This window comes from Rhodococcus huquni (assembly GCF_055231055.1).
In genome coordinates, this window is the sequence record NZ_JBUYWE010000002.1 from 527551 (window position 1) to 544225 (window position 16675).

The window sequence follows — 16675 nt, forward strand, 5'->3', positions numbered from 1 at the left end:
GGCATGGCCAACCGCAATACGGTCGTACGTGTGGTGTCCGGCGTGTGCGTGCTTGCTCTCGTTCTGGCCGGTGCCTGGTACGTGTTCGGTGGTGACGGAAACAAGCGAATCACCGCGGAGTTCGCGTATGTGAACGGAATTTTCGCCGGCAGCAAGGTGTCGGTACTCGGTGTTCCCGTCGGCACCGTCGAATCGGTGGAGCCCGCCGGAACCGTGGTTCGGGTGGTCATGTCGGTGCCCGAAGACCTACAACTGCCGGACACGGTGCAGTCGTTCGTGATGAACCCCAGCGTCATCAGCGACAGGTCCGTCGAACTCGGGCCGGCATACGCCGGTGGACCGACAATCGCCGACGGCGCCGTGATTCCCGTGGAACGAAACCACTCGCCGATCAACTGGGACGAGTTGATGTCCAGCGTGAACACACTGGCGGCGGCCCTCGGTCCGGAGGGTGGAAATATCGGCGAAACCCTTGACATCACAGCGCATTCGGTGGAGGGGCTCGGCCCCGAAATTCGTACCGCCATCCGCAATCTGTCACAGGCGACGTCGGTGGTCGCAGGCAAGGACGACGACATCGGCGCCCTGATCGAGAATCTCGACCGAGTGACCGCAGCCTTCGCCGATCGCCAGCAGACGCTGGATTCGGTGGCCACGTCCATGTCCAGGATCGGGGAGGCCGTCACCGAGAACGACCTCGACATCGGCAGCACGATCAGCCGACTCACGGTGATGTTCGACCAGATCGACGCGCTGGTGACGGAGCGCGGGGGTGACATCGGCCGAGTGCTCGCAGATTCACGGACGGTGACGGATCAGTTCGCGCGACACGAGGGGGACTTCGCGGAGTTCGTGGATCTGGTTCCGCTCCTGATGCAGAACATCGATCGGATGATCACCCCGGATCAGCGTGCGCGTATTCGCCTCGACTTGTCGACCACGCTCACGCAGTTCGAGGTGACGAAGCCGCTGTGTGACCGGCACGTCGTTCCCATGTGTGAGGGGGCCGGTATGACCAACCCGATCTCGGTGCCCATCAGTACTTCCGATCCTTTGGGTCTGGCCACCTTCATGCAGGGAGGGCGATGATGCGCGCGTCGATCCGAGTTCTCTCCGTCTGCACCGCGCTGTCCACTGCTGGATGTGGCCTGGGTCTGCAGCAACTGCCGGTGGGGCACACCGCGGAAGGTGACGACTACCGGGTCACGGTCGATCTGGCATCTGCCGACAACCTGATGCAAGGCAGTGAGGTGCGTCTCGGTCAACAGGTGATCGGCCGGGTTCACGATCTCGATACGGACGGGCGAAGCGCCGCGGTCGAGTTGAGTCTCCAGCGTGCGGTCGAGCTACCCGACAACGTGGCGGTGCGCGTGGAATTGCCGTCTGCGCTGGGTGATCCGTTCCTTCGGGTGCTGCCGCCACCCGACCCTTCGAGGGTAGTTCTCGCGGACGACGGCACGATTCCCAGAGAGCGCACCGAGATGGGACCGGAACTGGAGTCCACGCTGGCGGCCTTGGGTGTCGTCTTGAACGGTAGCGGTCTCGATCAGCTGAGTACGGTTGCGGCAGAGACGAACCGCGCCTTCGGGGGCCGCGGCGAGCAGATTCAGTACCTCACCGACAGTCTCGAACGGACCCTCGGCACGGTCTCCGCGCACCAGGGTGACCTCGACCGAGCGCTCGTTGCCGCGAACACCGTGGCGCTGGCACTCGTCGATCAGCGGCAGGTCCTCGACAGTGGCCTCGACGCGATGGGGCCCACTCTCGATCTGCTGATCGAACAGCGAGACAAGATCACCACCCTCGTCGACAACACTTCGATTCTCGTTCGCAACGCCGACGAGATGCTGAATTCCACGGGCGAGAAGGTCGCCACCGGACTCGGCGATTCCACCCAGGTCCTGGATGCCATGGCTGGGTTCAACGCCGAGGTCGGCCCCGCTCTGAACAACATGAACACCTTCATCAGCAGGTTCAGCGGCGCGGTGCGTGGCGACTACCTCGTCTTCGACGGTGCTCTCGATGTTCCAGGGTCCATAGCGAAGCTCCTGAGCGGCGGTCGGCCGGAAACAGTGGTCCCGGATCTCGAGGCGCTCATGGGAGGCGGTGCTCGATGAGCAGGGCAGTGGTGGTGCAGATGGTGATGTTCGTGGTCACGGCGCTCGTCGCTGTCACAGCCGGAGCCTGGTACGTGCTCGGGCCGCAGTCCCTCGGCGGGGCTATCCACGTGAACGCCCGCACGTCCGACGCGTTCGGGCTGAGCGAAGGCAGTGCTGTCACCTACCGGGGTATGCAGGTGGGGAAGATCGAAGGGGTGTCGGTGGCGCCGGGCGGTGACGGCGCGGACCTGCGCATCGCCCTCGACCCGGGCACTCGTATTCCGGTGGGGAGCCCTGCAAAAGTCACGACCACAACAGCTCTCGGATTTCAGTCTCTCGACATCACGCCGGGCACCGAAGCGGGACCGTATCTCGAGGCAGGCGGATCGCTGGTCGTTCGGGACGAGGATCAGCCCGCCGAACTCGGTGACCTGCTCGTACGTATGTCCGATCTGGTCTCGGAAGTCGATCCGGAGTCGATCAGCATTCTGTCGGAGACCTTCGGTACCGGATTGGACGGTGCGGGTCCGCAGCTGCAACAACTGATCGAGGACGCCGGTCGGCTGTCCGACATGTTGTCGGCCCGAGCTCCCGCGGTCGCACGGCTCGTGAACAACGGCGTTCCGCTGCTGGAAACCCTTGCCGGCAACAGCGACTCCCTTCCCGCTGCCGCAGATGCCTTCCGTGACGTCTCGCAACAACTCGTCGCCAACGAGCCGTCGCTCGTCTATCTCGTGGATCGTTCGCCGGACGCGCTGGCGCGAGCACAGGAGATGTTCGACGCCAATCGCGACTCGGTGGGTGGTCTGCTCACCAACCTCGTCACGGTCGGTGGCGCTCTCGACAACAGGCGGCCGGCCTTGGCGGCCGGACTCGTGTCCATTCCCGACGCCCTCGATTCCCTCGGTTCGGTAGTACATGGCGACCGCGCCGATTTCACGCTCGTCGGCACGCAGGGGCCGGTCTGCTACTACGACACGCCACGCCGAATCGTGGGGGACGTGAGCCCACGTGATCCCAACCTGGCGCTCTACTGCCCGCCCGGTGAGGATCTCGAACAACGCGGATCACGAAACGCGCCGCGCCCGGACGCCGTCGGGCTGGGGGCCGCGACCGTCCCGGGGCAGCGAACCGGCCCGCCGATGGTCGAGGATCCGGTGCTCATCCCCACCGGAGTGCAGGCACTCGACTACTGGAAGCAACTGCTGGAAGGAATCCGAAATGGCACCCTCGAGTGAAGAGTCCGCCGCTGGAACGGGTTTGCGGCGCGGTGCGGTGTGGACTCTGATTGTGGTGTTGGCCGCCGCTGCAGCGTTCTTCGGATACGAGTACTACCGGCACAGTCGGCTCGAGGGTCTGCGAACGAGCGCCGTGGACGCGGCCACCAGGTATACGGTCGATCTCGCCACCTACGACTACAACCAGAAGGACGCGAACCTCGATACCGTTGCGGCGCAGTCGACTCCCCAGTTCGGTGAGAAGTATCGTGACGTCGCCTCGCAACTGCAGGGGATATTGGCTCAGGGAGAGGGCGTCGCCGAAGGGACCGTGCCGTACGCGGGTCTCGTGTCCCTGGACGACGAGCGGGCCGTGGTGGCAGTGTTCCTCGACCAGAAGGTGCACAACGTGATGGTGCCCGAAGGCCGCACCGACGTCAGTCGGATGGTCGTCACGCTCGTTCGATCCGACGATCGGTGGCTGCTGGACGCCGCCGACACGAAGTGAGTGATGTCGGCTAGTCGGCTGTGAGGACCTTCAGCATTCCGTCCACCGAGGCGGCCCAGCCGAACTTCTCCGCGCGAGTTCTCGACGACTGCCGCCTGGCGGGTACTTCGAGCACGGTGCTCACCGCGTCCGCGAATGCCGAACCTCGGTTACGTGCCACGGCGCCGCAGTCGGACGTGATGATCTCCGTCAGCGCCGACGACTTCGACGCGACCACCGGAGTTCCGGCGGCCAGCGACTCGAGAGCCGACAGGCAGAAGGTTTCGTGCGGGCCGGGCGCGAGTGAGACGTCCGCGGTGGCGAACAGCGCGGCCAGTCGATCCTTGTCGTGGATGAATCCGGTGAACTGCACCGGCAGTCCGCGCGCCTTGTGTTCGAGTGCCTCACGCCGTGGCCCGTCTCCCGCAATCACCAACCGAGTGTCGTGGCCCTGGCGCACCAGTCTGCGCACCGTGGCAATGCTTCGGTCGACCTGCTTCTCCACGGACAGTCGACCGCAATGCAGAAGGAGTCGTTGCGAAGGGTCGGCGTATTCGTCTCGCACCGACTCGTCGTGTTTGCCAGGGTGGAACATTTGCAGATCGACACCCAACGGCACGCGGAACAGGTTCTGCGCACCGATCCTGGTGAACTCCTCGCTCGCGAACTCGGTGGTGCAGACGACGGCGTCGTAATGCCGAGCCATCCTGCGATTCGCGAAGTCCGCCCAGTTCGTCGCCACTCGGCGCGGGGCCAGCTGGCCGATCAGTCGGTCGAGCCGTTCGTGGGACACGACCACACTGCGGATACCCCGCTTGTGCGCCCACTCGCCGAATCCACGAAGGGTGAGCCGGTCGGACACCTCCAGGACGTCGGGGCGCAGTCCCGCGGCCACGTCCGCGACGCGGCGAGGGTTGATCACCCGGTAGCCGCCCGTGCCGGGAACGGTGGGAGTGCGGCGCGTGATCCGCACGACGCCGCTCGGCATCACTTCCTCCGTGTCGCGGGACCCGGGAACCACCAGAACCACCTCGTGACCGCGAGCCACGTAGCCCGCACCCCAGTTGTGCAGGGCAGTTCTCAACCCGCCGGAGCGGGGACCGTAGAAATTCGCGAGCTGGACGATGCGCACTGCTCAATGGAGGTCTGTCTCGGTGGCAAACGGCACAACCCGGTGCGTCGTCGCGGTGAACTCCCGCCCAACCCTCGACTTCCGCGGAAGACATTCGTGCGGGTTGGACTACCGGAAACGCGAACACGGGATGCTGTCGCCTACCCTGGTTGCTCGTGACCGCTGCAACAACAGAGACCACCGCCTCCAGGTACGACCTCGTCGTCGTCGGTTCCGGCTTCTTCGGCCTGACCGTCGCAGAACGCGCTGCCACTCAGCTCGGCAAGCGTGTACTCGTGCTCGACCGTCGTCACCACCTGGGAGGAAACGCCTACTCGGAGGCCGAGCCGGAGACCGGCATCGAGATCCACAAGTACGGCGCGCACCTCTTCCACACGTCCAACAAGCGGGTGTGGGACTACGTCACACAGTTCACCGAGTTCACGAACTACCAGCACCGTGTGTTCGCGCTGCACGACGGCCAGTCGTACCAGTTCCCGATGGGCCTCGGTCTCATCTCGCAGTTCTTCGGCAAGTACTACAGCCCCGAGCAGGCGCGTGCGCTGATCCAGGAGCAGTCGTCCGAGTTCGACTCCAAGGACGCGGCCAACTTCGAGGAGAAGGCGATCTCCCTGATCGGTCGCCCCCTGTACGAGGCGTTCATCAAGGCCTACACGGCCAAGCAGTGGCAGACCGATCCCAAGAACCTCCCGGCCGGCAACATCACCCGGCTTCCCGTTCGGTACACCTTCGACAACCGCTACTTCAACGACACGTACGAGGGGCTGCCCGTCGACGGGTACACCGCGTGGCTCGAGAACATGACGAAGGACGAGCGCATCGACGTGCGTCTGGACACGGACTGGTTCGACGTGCGCGACGAGATTCGCGCCGCTAACCCGGACGCTCCCGTCGTGTACACCGGGCCGCTGGATCGCTACTTCGACTACGCGGACGGCGAACTGGGATGGCGCACGATCGACTTCGAGACCGAAGTGCTCGAGACCGGTGACTTCCAGGGCACGCCAGTCATGAACTACAACGACGACGACGTTCCGTTCATCCGGATCCACGAGTTCCGGCACTTCCACCCGGAGCGGGACTACCCGAAGGACAAGACGGTCATCATGCGGGAGTTCTCCCGCTTCGCGAAGAGCGGCGACGAGCCGTACTACCCGATCAACACTCCCGACGACCGCGAGAAGCTCGCTGCCTACCGTGGCCGCGCGAAGACCGAGACCTCGGAGAACAAGGTGCTGTTCGGTGGGCGTCTCGGCACCTACCAGTACCTCGACATGCACATGGCGATCGCAAGTGCGCTGTCGATGTTCGACAACTCGTTGCGACCGCATTTCGAGACCGGCGCAGACCTTGCAGGAGAAACCGAATGAGCGCACGGCATCTGCTGGACGCGGACGAGCAAGGCTACGAACTCGAGTACAAGGGCAAGGCGCTGCTTCAGCGAGTACTGCTCGCCCGCGCTGGTGAGCCGCTCGACGTGCGCACGCTGTACCTGGAGGAGTCCAGGACGAACAGCCGTCGCGCGCACTCGCTGTCCCGGACGTCGCTGTCGATCGGCGCCGAGTCCGAGGTCTCCTTCTGCTCGTACTTCAACGCCTTTCCCGCCAGCTACTGGCGTCGATGGACCACCCTCGAATCGGTGGTCCTACGTCTCGCTCTGACCGGCCACTGCCGCGTGGACGTCTACCGCTCCAAGGCCGACGGCTCCCGCATCCACGTCGAGGGTCGTGAGTTCGAGGACGGCGACGTCGACATCGAGTTCGAGGTCGGCCTGCAGCCGTTCGAGGACGGCGGCTGGATCTGGTTCGACATCACCACCGATTCCGAGGTCGTTCTCGAGAGTGCGGGTTGGTTCGCACCCGTCGAGGCTCCCGGTGAGGGGCGCGTCGCGCTCGGCATCCCCACGTTCAACCGCCCCACCGATGCGGTGAAGGCGTTGACGGCTCTGGCATCGGACGAGCTGGTCCTGGGTGTCCTCGACGCCGTGATCATGCCCGACCAGGGCACTCGCAAGGTGAAGGACGAGCCCGGCTACGCGGAGGCCGCCGAGGCGCTCGGCGATCGGCTCGCCATCCACGACCAGCCCAACATCGGCGGGTCCGGCGGGTACAGCCGCATCATGTACGAGGCACTGAAGACCACCGACAGCCCGTACATCCTCTTCATGGACGACGACATCGAGATCGAGCCGGACTCGATCCTGCGCGCCCTCGCGCTGTCGCGATTCGCGAAGTCTCCGATGCTCGTCGGTGGCCAGATGCTGAACCTGCAGGAACGCAGCCACCTGCACACGATGGGTGAGGTCGTCGACGGCTCCATCGTCATGTGGACCGGTGCACCGAAGGCCGAGTACGACCACGACTTCGCCAAGTATCCGCTCAGCGATCGCGAGTACTCGAAGAACCTGCACCGCCGCATCGACGTCGACGGCAACGGCTGGTGGATGTGCATGATCCCGCGCGTCTGTGCAGAGGAGATCGGCCTCCCGATGCCGCTCTTCATCAAGTGGGACGACTGGGAGTACGCGCTGCGCGCCAAGGCGGCCGGCTACTCGACCGCCACCATCCCGGGCATCGCGATCTGGCACATGGCGTGGAGCGACAAGGACGACGCCATCGACTGGCAGGCGTACTTCCACCTGCGCAACCGCCTCGTCGTCACGGCTCTGCACTTCCCCGGCAGCGTCAAGGGCGTCGCAATCAGCAGCACCAAGGCGACCGTCAAGCACCTGATGTGCCTCGAGTACTCCACGGTGGCCATTCAGAACAAGGCGATCGAGGACTTCCTCGCAGGGCCCGAGCACATCGCGGACCAGCTCGCCACGGCGCTCGGCGACGTCCACTCGATGCGCAGGGAGTTCCCGGACGCGGTCGTCCTGCCGTCGTCGACGGATCTGCCGCTGCCCTCGGGCGCGGGTGTCGGCGCGGTGTCGCTGCCCACCAACCCGCTGACGAAGATCGTGCGGCTGGTCAAGGGCATCGTCCACAACGTCAAGCCCGCCAACGAGGAGCACCACGAGCGTCCGCAGCTCAACGTGCCGACTCTCGACGCGCGCTGGTTCCTGCTGTCCCAGGTCGACGGTGTCACCGTCACCACCGCGGACGGCCGGGGCGTCGTGTACCGCAAGCGCAACCCCAAGCAGGCCTACGCACTGTTCAAGCGAGCGACGGAACTGCGCCGTGAACTGATAAGCAGGTTCCCGGAGCTCGCTGCCGACTACCGGAGTGCCGCACCCACACTGACCAGCAAGGAGAGGTGGGAGAGTGTCTTCGGTATTCGATAGGACGTCGCGCAGGGAGGTGGCGATCCTGAACTCGGTGCAATCGACGATTGCCACCAAACCCGGAGTGATCTCGGCCGCCCGCGGCATGTCTCACTTCGGTGAGCACGCGCTCGGCTGGATCGCGATCGCCGGTGTGGGAGCTGCGCTGGACAAGCCGCGCCGCCGCCAGTGGGCAGGCGTGGCAGTCGGGGCGGTAGGCGCGCACGCCGCGTCCATCGTCATCAAACGCATCGTGCGTCGCCCACGCCCGAACGACCCGTCGATCCAGGTCAACGTGTCGACGCCCAGCAAATTGAGCTTCCCGTCCTCGCACGCGACGTCCACAACGGCGGCGGCTGTTCTGATCGGCAAACTCACCGGGCTACCCTTGCCTGCGATGTTGGTGCCGCCGATGCTGCTTTCCAGGCTCGTCCTGGGAGTGCACTACCCGACCGACGTGCTCGCCGGTTCGGCACTGGGAGCTGTGTCCGCGGCGGCCGTGTTGAAGGCCGACCAGAAGTTTGGAGAAAAATGAGCGAGGAACCGGCTGCTGTCAGCGGGCCCCCGAAGTCTCTGGCCGGCGGCGTCGTCAAGGCGATGCGTCCCCGCCAATGGGTGAAGAACGTTCTGGTCCTCGCGGCCCCGGTTGCGGCAGGTACGGCTACCCAGACCGACGTGTTGTTGCCCGTCGCCCTGGCGTTCGTGGTCTTCTGCCTGGGAGCGTCGGGCATCTACCTGGTCAACGACGCGTTGGACGTCGAGGCCGACCGCGCGCACCCCACCAAGCGCTTCCGTCCGATCGCTGCGGGCATCCTGCCCGTGAAGTTGGCGTACGTGATGTCGGCGGTGTTGATCGCCCTGTCGATCGGACTGTCGTTCATCGCGAACTGGCAGCTGGCCGTCGTCATGGCCGTGTACATCGGCATCCAGCTGGCGTACTGCTTCGGTCTCAAGCATCAGGCCGTCCTCGACATCTGCATCGTGTCCTCGGGCTTCCTGCTCCGCGCCATTGCCGGCGGTGTTGCAGCCGAGATCGTGCTTTCGCAGTGGTTCTTGCTGGTCATGGCCTTCGGTTCGCTGTTCATGGCCGCCGGTAAGCGGTACGCGGAGCTCCAGCTCGCCGAGAACACCGGCGCCAAGATCCGCAAGTCGCTCGAGAACTACACGACCACCTACCTGCGCTTCGTCTGGACGCTGAGCGCAACAGCGGTCGTGCTCTGCTACGGACTGTGGGCGTTCGAACAGGACGCACTCAAGGAGACCAACTGGTACGCGATCTCCATGGTTCCGTTCACGATCGCGATCCTGCGATACGCGGTGGACGTCGATGGGGGTCAGGCAGGTGAGCCTGAGGAGATCGCACTCGGAGACAGGGTGCTCCAACTCCTCGCGATAGCGTGGATCGGAGTAGTCGGTGTCGCTGTCTACCTCGTCTGACGCACTGGGAGATGTAGAAGGCGTGGACGCGCCGACTCGGAAGCCGGACCGAAGCGACGAGAGGCCCGCTCTGTCACGAGCGGTCTTCCTCGTCGGCGTCGGCGTGGCTTCGCTTCTCATGTTCCTCGGCGCCTGGGAGCGCCGCTGGATCGCCGACGACGGTCTGATCGTGCTCCGCACCGTCCGCAACCTCATTGCGGGAAACGGGCCGGTCTTCAACGCGGGCGAGCGCGTGGAGACCAACACCAGTACCGCGTGGACGTTCATCGTCTACGCGTTCAGCTGGCTCACCCAGCTTCGACTCGAGTACGTCGTACTCACCATCGCGCTCGTGCTGTCGACCGCCGCGATCGCTCTGGCGATGTTCGGCACCGCCCGGCTCTACCGCGGGACCGCTTTCGGCTCGGGTGGGACGCTGCTTCTGCTCCCCGCCGGAGTGCTGGTGTACATCGCGGTGCCGCCCGCCCGCGACTTCGCCACGTCGGGACTCGAGACGTGTCTCGTCATCTTCTGGATCGCCTTGCTGTGGTGGCTGCTCGTCCGGTGGGCGGAGCCGGTGAAGCCTTCCACCGCATCGATACTGACTTTGTCGTTCGCTGCCGGTCTCGGCCCTCTGGTTCGGCCCGAGTTGGCGATTCTGTCCGCGCTCGCGCTGGCCATGATCTTCGTGGCGCCGGGGGCGAGCTGGAAGATACGGACCCTGATGGTCGTCGTCGCGGGTCTGATTCCGGTCGCCTATCAGATCTGGCGCATGGGCTACTACGCCCTGCCGTACCCCAACACCGCAGTGTCCAAGGACGCCGGCGGAGCCAAATGGTCGCAGGGATTCGCCTACATGTGGAATCTTGTCGGCCCCTACCTGTTGTGGCTGCCGTTGCTGCTCCTTCTCGTCGGCGCGATCATCGCCTGGCAGGTTCGGGCGCCCAAGGTCGTCTCCGACGCTCCGGGGAAGGTCGAAGGCCCGCTGTGGGCATCACGCCGCGCGTGGCTGCGCACCCCGGCGGCCGTACTCACCTTCATCCTCGCGAGCGGTGTGATCCTCTGCCTGTACTCGCTGCGGGTGGGCGGGGACTTCATGCACGGGCGAGTGCTCCTCCCGACTCTGTTCTGCCTGCTGATCCCGGTCGCCGTGATTCCGCTCCGGGTGCCGTCGTTCGGGCGCAATCGGGGCACGTTCGCTTTCGCCGGTCTCGCGGTCGTGTGGGTGGGCACGGTCGTGTGGGCGGCGTTCGCCTCGAACACGACGGGTATGCCGGAGGGTGCCGTGGTCGGCCGTTCGGGAATCGTCGACGAGCGTGCCTTCTACGTCCTCAACACCGGTCACGCACACCCGATCCGGGCCGACGACTACCTCGACTACCCGCGAATGCGCGCCATGGCGGAGACCATTGCGAACACTCCGGACGGTGGGCTGCTGCTGCCGTCCGCGGACTACAACTTCTGGTACGTCGCACCGCCGCCACTGCCGATTCCGGAAGGCGGCGCGGAGCACATCGTCTACTTCCTGAACCTCGGCATGACCAGCATGAACGTCGGACTGGACGTACGCGTGCTCGATCAGATGGGGCTCGCATACCCCCTCGCCGCGCATACCGAGCGCTTGGACGACGGCCGTATCGGACACGACAAGAACCTCTACCCGGACTGGGTCGTGGTCGACACCGGCATGGTGGATCGCCATCCGTGGATGCCGTTCTTCCTGGACGAGGATTGGGTCGACGAGGCGCGGGTGGCGATCGGCTGCCCCGCCACCCAGGAACTGCTCACGTCGTATCGGGCCGATCTGACCTGGCCGCGATTCAAACAGAACTTCCGGCAGGCGCTGGATCTGGCGAGCTATCGCTTCGAGCGAGTGCCGGACTACGAGATCCAGCGGTGTGGCCTGCAGCCGCCGCATCCGGAACCGAAGTGACGCTCCGCTTTCGGGGTGTTGTGAATCACAATCGGCGCCGAGTATGTGACGGATCTCGAGACCGTGATGAAAGCTGAAATATGGTCTCGTTTGTGTAACGGTGGGATCGTTCGGCACGATGTACCCCGATGATGGGTCGTCGGTGGCGAAGGCCGCCGGTGTCTCGGAAGTGTTCAACGGCTTTGCCAGTGCTCGGGGGCGGATCAGTCCGACGCGCAGTGTGTGCCGCAGACGAAGAGAGAGAAGTTTTCATGCGTTTTGCCAGACCGAGGTTGTCTGAACGCTTCAAGCAGCGGTTGATCGGTGTCGGTGCTGCGGCACTCGTCCTTCCCGTTGTCGGTGGCATCGCGGGCGGCGCTGCGGCGACAGCCGCACCTGCGCACACGGCCCCTGCGGGTGGCTACCAGGAACTGTGGGTTCCTTCCTCGATGGGCAACATCAAGGTTCAGGTTCAGTGGGCAGCGCGTGGCGGCAACGCGGCGCTCTACCTCCTCGACGGCCTGCGGGCTCGTAACGACGCCAACGCGTGGTCCTTCGAGACCAATGCTCAGCAGCAGTACGGCGGCGACAACGTCACCCTCGTCATGCCCGTCGGCGGTGAGTCGAGCTTCTACAGCGACTGGTACTCACCGAGCAATTTCAACGGCCAGGACATCACCTACAAGTGGGAGACGTTCCTGACGCAGGAGCTTCCGGACTACTTGGCCGGCTTCGGTGTGGCACGTGACAACAACGCCGTGCTCGGTCTGTCGATGGGTGGCAGCGCAGCCCTGACGCTCGCGGCCTACCACCGCGATCAGTTCAAGTTCGCCGGTTCGCTGTCGGGCTACCTGAACATCTCGGCTCCCGGCATGCGTGAAGCCATTCGTATCGCGATGCTCGACGCCGGTCGCTACAACGTCGACGCGATGTGGGGCCCGCCGTGGAACCCGGCGTGGCTGCGCAACGACCCGTTCGTGTTCGCACCCCGATTGCAGGGTCTGCCGATGTTCATCTCGGCGGCCAGTGGTCTTCCGGGTCCGCACGACAATCCGTCGTCGTTGATCGACTACTACAACACCGCCAACGGCATGGGGCTCGAGGCGCTGGCCCTGGCAAACACCCGTGCGTTCCAGGTTCGCCTTGCCACGCTGGGCATTCAGGCCAACTTCGACTTCCCGGGTCAGGGCACGCATTCATGGAGCTACTGGCAGGACGAGCTGTGGAAGGCACGCCCGCAAATCCTGGATTCCTTGAACGCGTGGTGAATCCCCACAATCTGGACACCACATTCTGGACACCTGGGATTGCAATGAACTGAACAGTCGGTAAGGTAACCCCGTCAAGACGCCACCCGCGCAGCCTGGCTGCGCGGGTGGCGTCTGTACTGAGAATTTCTTGCGCCCGCGGGCGCGTCCGGAGTATGCCCAGTAACGCCGCTCGCCGCGGCAGACCGACCTAGCGGGAAGACAAGGATTCACATGCGAGTTGGGGGTTCCACAAGAACAGGCGGATGGCTCAGACGAGTCGCAGCCGCCGTCGCAGTGGCCGTCGCGATGCCACTCGGTGTCACGCTCATCGGAGGCGGCGCCACGGCGTCCGCAGCCTTCGATCCGGCTGCCCAGGACTTCTGGGTCGATTCCGACATGGGGCCCGTCAAGAGCCGCATCTGGCGCGCTGCCGACGGAAACACCGATCGGGTCGTCTACCTGCTCGACGGTCTGCGTGCGCAGGACGACCTGAGCGGCTGGGAGATCAACACCGACGCAGGCCCGTTCCTCGCCGGTCAGAACATCAACGTCGTCCAGCCGGTCGGTGGCCAGTCCAGCTTCTACTCCGACTGGGTTGCCAAGTCGACGTTCAACAAGCAGGACCGTGCCTACACCTGGGAGACGTTCCTCACCGAGAACCTTCCCAATGCCCTCGGCAACGAGCTGGGCTTCTCGCAGACCAACAACGGCATCATCGGTCTGTCGATGGGCGGCAGCGCGGCTCTGACGCTGGCGGCGTACCACCCGGACCAGTTCAACTACGCCGGTTCGCTGTCGGGCTACCTGAACATCTCGGCTCCCGGCATGCGTGAAGCCATCCGTGTCGCGATGCTCGATGCCGGCGGCTACAACGTCGACGCGATGTGGGGCCCGCCGTGGAACCCGGCGTGGCTGCGCAACGACCCGTTCGTGTTCGCCAATCGTCTTCGCGACAACGGCACCCGCGTGTTCGTCTCGGCCGCGAGCGGTATCCCGGCCAAGGGTGGCGCTGCACCGAAGAGTGCACTCGACGTCTTCAACGCCAGCACCGGTGCCGGCCTCGAGACCATGGCTCTCGCGAACTCTCGCGCGTTCCAGGTGAAGATGGCGGCGATCGGCGCGAAGAACGTCACCTACAACTTCCCGGCGCGCGGTATTCACACCTGGCGCTACTGGGAGCAGCAGATCCACGAGCTGGCCGGCGATCTCGGCAACACCATCGGCTAGGGACGTTTCACAACAAATGCATCAGTAGTAACAGCGCGGCAACTCCACTCTGCGGGCTTTTGCGTGTAAAAAGAACCCGAACGTGAGGTCTCGGTCGAGTATTCGACGACCTCTACGCGCTGGTCGCGCTCCTGCGACCGCCGTGTGCAGAAAGAGAGTGGAAATTTGATGCGGCACCTTCGAAGTCGGGCACTCGCCTCTCTCGCAGCTGTGCTGGTGCTTCCGGTGGCGGTCGGCCTCACGTCGACCGCCACCGCTTCGGCCGTTCCGGCGGCCCACGCGGCCCCGGCCGCAGTGCAGGCGCCGGCCGGTGTGAGCATCCATCACATCGATTGGTTGTCCGACCGCCGAGTCGCGCTGTGGATCAACTCGCCGTCGATGGGCGTGCCGATCCAGGTCCAGATGCTGTTGGCGCGGGACTGGAATGCGAAGCCGGACGCGAAATTCCCGTCCGTGTTCATGCTCGACGGTCTGCGTGCGCAGGACGACCAGAGCGGCTGGACGCTCGAGACCGACGCGGAAGCTTTCTTCGCCGACAAGAACGTCAACGTCGTGCTCCCCGTGGGTGGACAGTCCAGCTTCTACTCGGACTGGGTCGACCAGGACAACGGCCAGAACTACCAGTGGGAAACGTTCCTGACGAAGGAACTTCCCCCCATTCTCGAAAGCGACTGGCGCAGCACCAAGGAGCGCGGGGTCGTCGGCCTCTCGATGGGTGGCACCGCCGCCATGTTCCTCGCCGCCAGGAACGAGGGCTTCTTCAAGTTCGCAGGCTCGCTGTCCGGCATGCTGACCACCACGTCTCTCGGAATGCCGCAGGCCGTCCAGTACGCGATGATGGACGCTGGCGGATTCGATTCGGGTGCCATGTGGGGACCGCCGTCGAGCCCGGCCTGGGAAGAACACGATCCGTACCTGCTCGCCGAGCATCTCAAGGGCGTCAGCCTCTACATCTCGAGCGGTAGCGGAACCACAGGTCCGTACGATCAGCCCTCCGGTATTCCGGGTGTGAGTACCAACTACGCGGGCATGGGCCTCGAGATCCTTTCGCGCCTCACGTCGCAGGCCTTCGCGACCAAGATCAACAAGCTGGGTATCCCCGCACAGGTCAACTACCGCCCGTCGGGAACGCACTCGTGGCCGTACTGGCAGTTCGAGTTGCATCAGCTGTGGCCCCAGCTGGCCAACACTCTGGGCGTGGAGGTCGACAAGCCGGCGTGCAACGTGGGCGGTCCGATCGGTGACGTCGCGGGTGCGAACCAGTGGATCGGTGACTGTGTCACTGGCGAATACAACGTCGCCGGCGGCACGGTGCAGGACTTCCGGTTCGGCCGCATCTTCACCAAGGACGGCAAGACTCAGCCGGTGGCCGGACGAGTCGGTGGCGCGTACCAGGCCGCAGGCGGGCCTGCCGGGCCGCTCGGTTTCCCGTCCACCCCCGAGCTGGGTACCCCGGACGGACGTGGCCGTTTCAACCACTTCGAGCACGGCTCGATCTACTGGACGCCGCAGACGGGCGGCCACGCGATTCGCGGTGCGATCCGTGACGAGTGGGCGCGTCAGGGCTGGGAAGCCGGACCGCTCGGCTACCCCGTCGCCGACGAGGCCGCCACCCCGGACAAGCCGGGCGCGGTTCAGGGCTTCGAGATCGGCGCCATGTACTTCAGTCCCGAGAACGGCACCCACGCGGTGCAGGGAATGATCATGGGCAAGTACGCCGAACTCGGTTACGAGGGCGGATGGCTCGGCTTCCCGAAGACGAGTGAGATCCCCGTCCGTGACATGGGCCGGTTCAACGAGTTCGACGGCGGCAACATCTACTGGAGCCCGCTCTCCGGATCGTGGGCGATCGAGAACGGCCCGATCTTCGACGCCTGGAAGAGCGTCGGCTACGAGGCGGGACGGATCGGATACCCGATCAGCGACAAGTTCGCCATCCCGGGCGGTGTGCAACAGAACTTCCAGTTCGGGTACATCACTGTGATGGGCGACAAGGCAGAGGTTCACTAGTTTCGAACCGAGCAGTGCGGGCGGCAGCGTAAAGGCTGCCGCCCGCACTGCGTCTGTATCCTGTTGATCGACAACGACTTGGACGCAAGGACGGAAATTCATGCCGCAGTTCTCTCGCACCCGCAAGACCTTCACCCGCGCACTCGCCGTGGGTGCTCTCACCGCTGCGGTGGGAGGGTCGTTGGTTGCGTGTGGAAGCGACGACTCCACCGCGTCGTCCACCCCCGAGCCCACGACGTCCGCAGCAGAGGCTTCGTCGAGCGCCGCTCCTTCGTCCAAGGCCGAAGAGAAGTCGTCGTCCCCCGTCACGAGCCCCGGTGAAGCAGCCACGGCGCCACCGGAGACCCCGGAAGAACAGCCGAGCGACTTCCCCGGCCCCACCGAGGTGCCGGTCAGTGCAGAGGGGCAGAAGTTCCTCGACGAGCTCGGGAACCGGGGCATCACGCCCGCCGGTGACGGTGCCATCGCACTGAGCGCCGGTGACTTCATCTGCGCCTCGAAGGAGCAGGGCAAGCCCGACGCCGAGACCCTCGTGTTCCTGACCCCGATGGTCGGCAGCGACGCTGCCGCAGCGGGCAAGGAGTTGTCGACGGTGGACGCCGCCGCGCAGGCCCAGACCTACATCGATGCCGCCGACGCGGTGTACTGCAAGTAGGCGGTAGA

At 65.0% G+C, this 16675-nt stretch carries 14 protein-coding genes; 13 read left to right on the forward strand and 1 reads right to left on the reverse strand.

All coding sequences use genetic code 11. From position 1 onward, the window contains the following. The first annotated feature begins 3 nt into the window (after positions 1 to 3). The 4 genes from ACZI8R_RS06070 to ACZI8R_RS06085 are packed head-to-tail and all read left to right on the forward strand — an operon-like array spanning position 4 to position 3824. Complete coding sequence (locus tag ACZI8R_RS06070; RefSeq protein WP_463378671.1) at positions 4 to 1089, forward strand: MCE family protein; 1086 nt, start codon at positions 4 to 6, stop codon at positions 1087 to 1089. After that, complete coding sequence (locus ACZI8R_RS06075; protein ID WP_463378672.1) at positions 1086 to 2117, forward strand: MCE family protein; 1032 nt, start codon at positions 1086 to 1088, stop codon at positions 2115 to 2117. Before ACZI8R_RS06070 ends, ACZI8R_RS06075 begins: the two co-directional genes overlap by 4 nt. After that, a complete protein-coding gene (locus tag ACZI8R_RS06080; RefSeq protein WP_463378673.1) occupies positions 2114 to 3337 on the forward strand; it encodes an MlaD family protein in 1224 nt (407 codons plus the stop codon). The genes ACZI8R_RS06075 and ACZI8R_RS06080 overlap by 4 nt, the downstream gene beginning before the upstream one ends. Then, on the forward strand, positions 3321 to 3824 hold the full coding sequence (locus tag ACZI8R_RS06085; protein WP_463378674.1) for a hypothetical protein: 504 nt from the start codon (positions 3321 to 3323) through the stop codon (positions 3822 to 3824). Before ACZI8R_RS06080 ends, ACZI8R_RS06085 begins: the two co-directional genes overlap by 17 nt. A gap of 10 nt (positions 3825 to 3834) precedes the next feature. Here the strand turns inward: ACZI8R_RS06085 and ACZI8R_RS06090 are convergent, their stop codons facing one another. Then, a complete protein-coding gene (locus ACZI8R_RS06090; RefSeq protein ID WP_463378675.1) occupies positions 3835 to 4935 on the reverse strand; it encodes a glycosyltransferase in 1101 nt (366 codons plus the stop codon). 155 nt (positions 4936 to 5090) lie between these two features. Here ACZI8R_RS06090 and glf point away from each other — a divergent pair, with 155 nt between their 5' ends. The 9 genes from glf to ACZI8R_RS06135 all read left to right on the forward strand — a co-directional run bounded on the left by glf (position 5091) and on the right by ACZI8R_RS06135 (position 16667). Next, the gene (gene glf, locus ACZI8R_RS06095; protein WP_463378676.1) at positions 5091 to 6305 is read left to right on the forward strand and encodes a UDP-galactopyranose mutase; all 1215 of its coding nucleotides are present in this window, start codon (positions 5091 to 5093) and stop codon (positions 6303 to 6305) included. Then, a complete protein-coding gene (locus tag ACZI8R_RS06100) occupies positions 6302 to 8218 on the forward strand; it encodes a glycosyltransferase (RefSeq protein ID WP_463378677.1) in 1917 nt (638 codons plus the stop codon). Before glf ends, ACZI8R_RS06100 begins: the two co-directional genes overlap by 4 nt. A gap of 16 nt (positions 8219 to 8234) precedes the next feature. Then, positions 8235 to 8732 carry a phosphatase PAP2 family protein gene (locus ACZI8R_RS06105; protein WP_463378776.1) on the forward strand — a complete coding sequence of 166 codons (498 nt, stop codon included), beginning with the start codon at positions 8235 to 8237 and terminating at the stop codon, positions 8730 to 8732. Beyond that, positions 8729 to 9634 (forward strand): decaprenyl-phosphate phosphoribosyltransferase, encoded by a 906-nt coding sequence (locus ACZI8R_RS06110; RefSeq protein ID WP_463378678.1) that lies wholly within the window; start codon positions 8729 to 8731, stop codon positions 9632 to 9634. The genes ACZI8R_RS06105 and ACZI8R_RS06110 overlap by 4 nt, the downstream gene beginning before the upstream one ends. Then, positions 9612 to 11546 (forward strand): arabinofuranosyltransferase AftB family protein, encoded by a 1935-nt coding sequence (gene zomB, locus ACZI8R_RS06115; protein WP_463378679.1) that lies wholly within the window; start codon positions 9612 to 9614, stop codon positions 11544 to 11546. The genes ACZI8R_RS06110 and zomB overlap by 23 nt, the downstream gene beginning before the upstream one ends. Before the next feature lie 251 nt (positions 11547 to 11797). Then, positions 11798 to 12793: an alpha/beta hydrolase gene (locus ACZI8R_RS06120; RefSeq protein ID WP_463378680.1), complete on the forward strand. Its 996-nt coding sequence runs from the start codon at positions 11798 to 11800 to the stop codon at positions 12791 to 12793. Between the two features lie 213 nt (positions 12794 to 13006). After that, a complete protein-coding gene (locus tag ACZI8R_RS06125; RefSeq protein WP_463378681.1) occupies positions 13007 to 14002 on the forward strand; it encodes an alpha/beta hydrolase in 996 nt (331 codons plus the stop codon). Positions 14003 to 14170: 168 nt separating this feature from the next. Next, positions 14171 to 16012: an alpha/beta hydrolase-fold protein gene (locus ACZI8R_RS06130; protein ID WP_463378682.1), complete on the forward strand. Its 1842-nt coding sequence runs from the start codon at positions 14171 to 14173 to the stop codon at positions 16010 to 16012. Between the two features lie 100 nt (positions 16013 to 16112). Beyond that, the gene (locus tag ACZI8R_RS06135) at positions 16113 to 16667 is read left to right on the forward strand and encodes a DUF732 domain-containing protein (protein ID WP_463378683.1); all 555 of its coding nucleotides are present in this window, start codon (positions 16113 to 16115) and stop codon (positions 16665 to 16667) included. The last annotated feature ends 8 nt before the right edge of the window (positions 16668 to 16675 follow it).

Excerpts from the sequence above, each read along its gene's own strand:
- ACZI8R_RS06120 (WP_463378680.1), top strand. The coding sequence starts at position 11,798 with ATGCGTTTTGCCAGACCGAGGTTGTCTGAACGCTTCAAGCAGCGGTTG.
- ACZI8R_RS06110 (WP_463378678.1), top strand. The coding sequence starts at position 8,729 with ATGAGCGAGGAACCGGCTGCTGTCAGCGGGCCCCCGAAGTCTCTGGCC.
- ACZI8R_RS06070 (WP_463378671.1), top strand. The coding sequence starts at position 4 with ATGGCCAACCGCAATACGGTCGTACGTGTGGTGTCCGGCGTGTGCGTG.
- ACZI8R_RS06135 (WP_463378683.1), top strand. The coding sequence starts at position 16,113 with ATGCCGCAGTTCTCTCGCACCCGCAAGACCTTCACCCGCGCACTCGCC.
- ACZI8R_RS06085 (WP_463378674.1), top strand. The coding sequence starts at position 3,321 with ATGGCACCCTCGAGTGAAGAGTCCGCCGCTGGAACGGGTTTGCGGCGC.
- ACZI8R_RS06080 (WP_463378673.1), top strand. The coding sequence starts at position 2,114 with ATGAGCAGGGCAGTGGTGGTGCAGATGGTGATGTTCGTGGTCACGGCG.
- ACZI8R_RS06075 (WP_463378672.1), top strand. The coding sequence starts at position 1,086 with ATGATGCGCGCGTCGATCCGAGTTCTCTCCGTCTGCACCGCGCTGTCC.
- ACZI8R_RS06100 (WP_463378677.1), top strand. The coding sequence starts at position 6,302 with ATGAGCGCACGGCATCTGCTGGACGCGGACGAGCAAGGCTACGAACTC.
- ACZI8R_RS06125 (WP_463378681.1), top strand. The coding sequence starts at position 13,007 with ATGCGAGTTGGGGGTTCCACAAGAACAGGCGGATGGCTCAGACGAGTC.
- ACZI8R_RS06130 (WP_463378682.1), top strand. The coding sequence starts at position 14,171 with ATGCGGCACCTTCGAAGTCGGGCACTCGCCTCTCTCGCAGCTGTGCTG.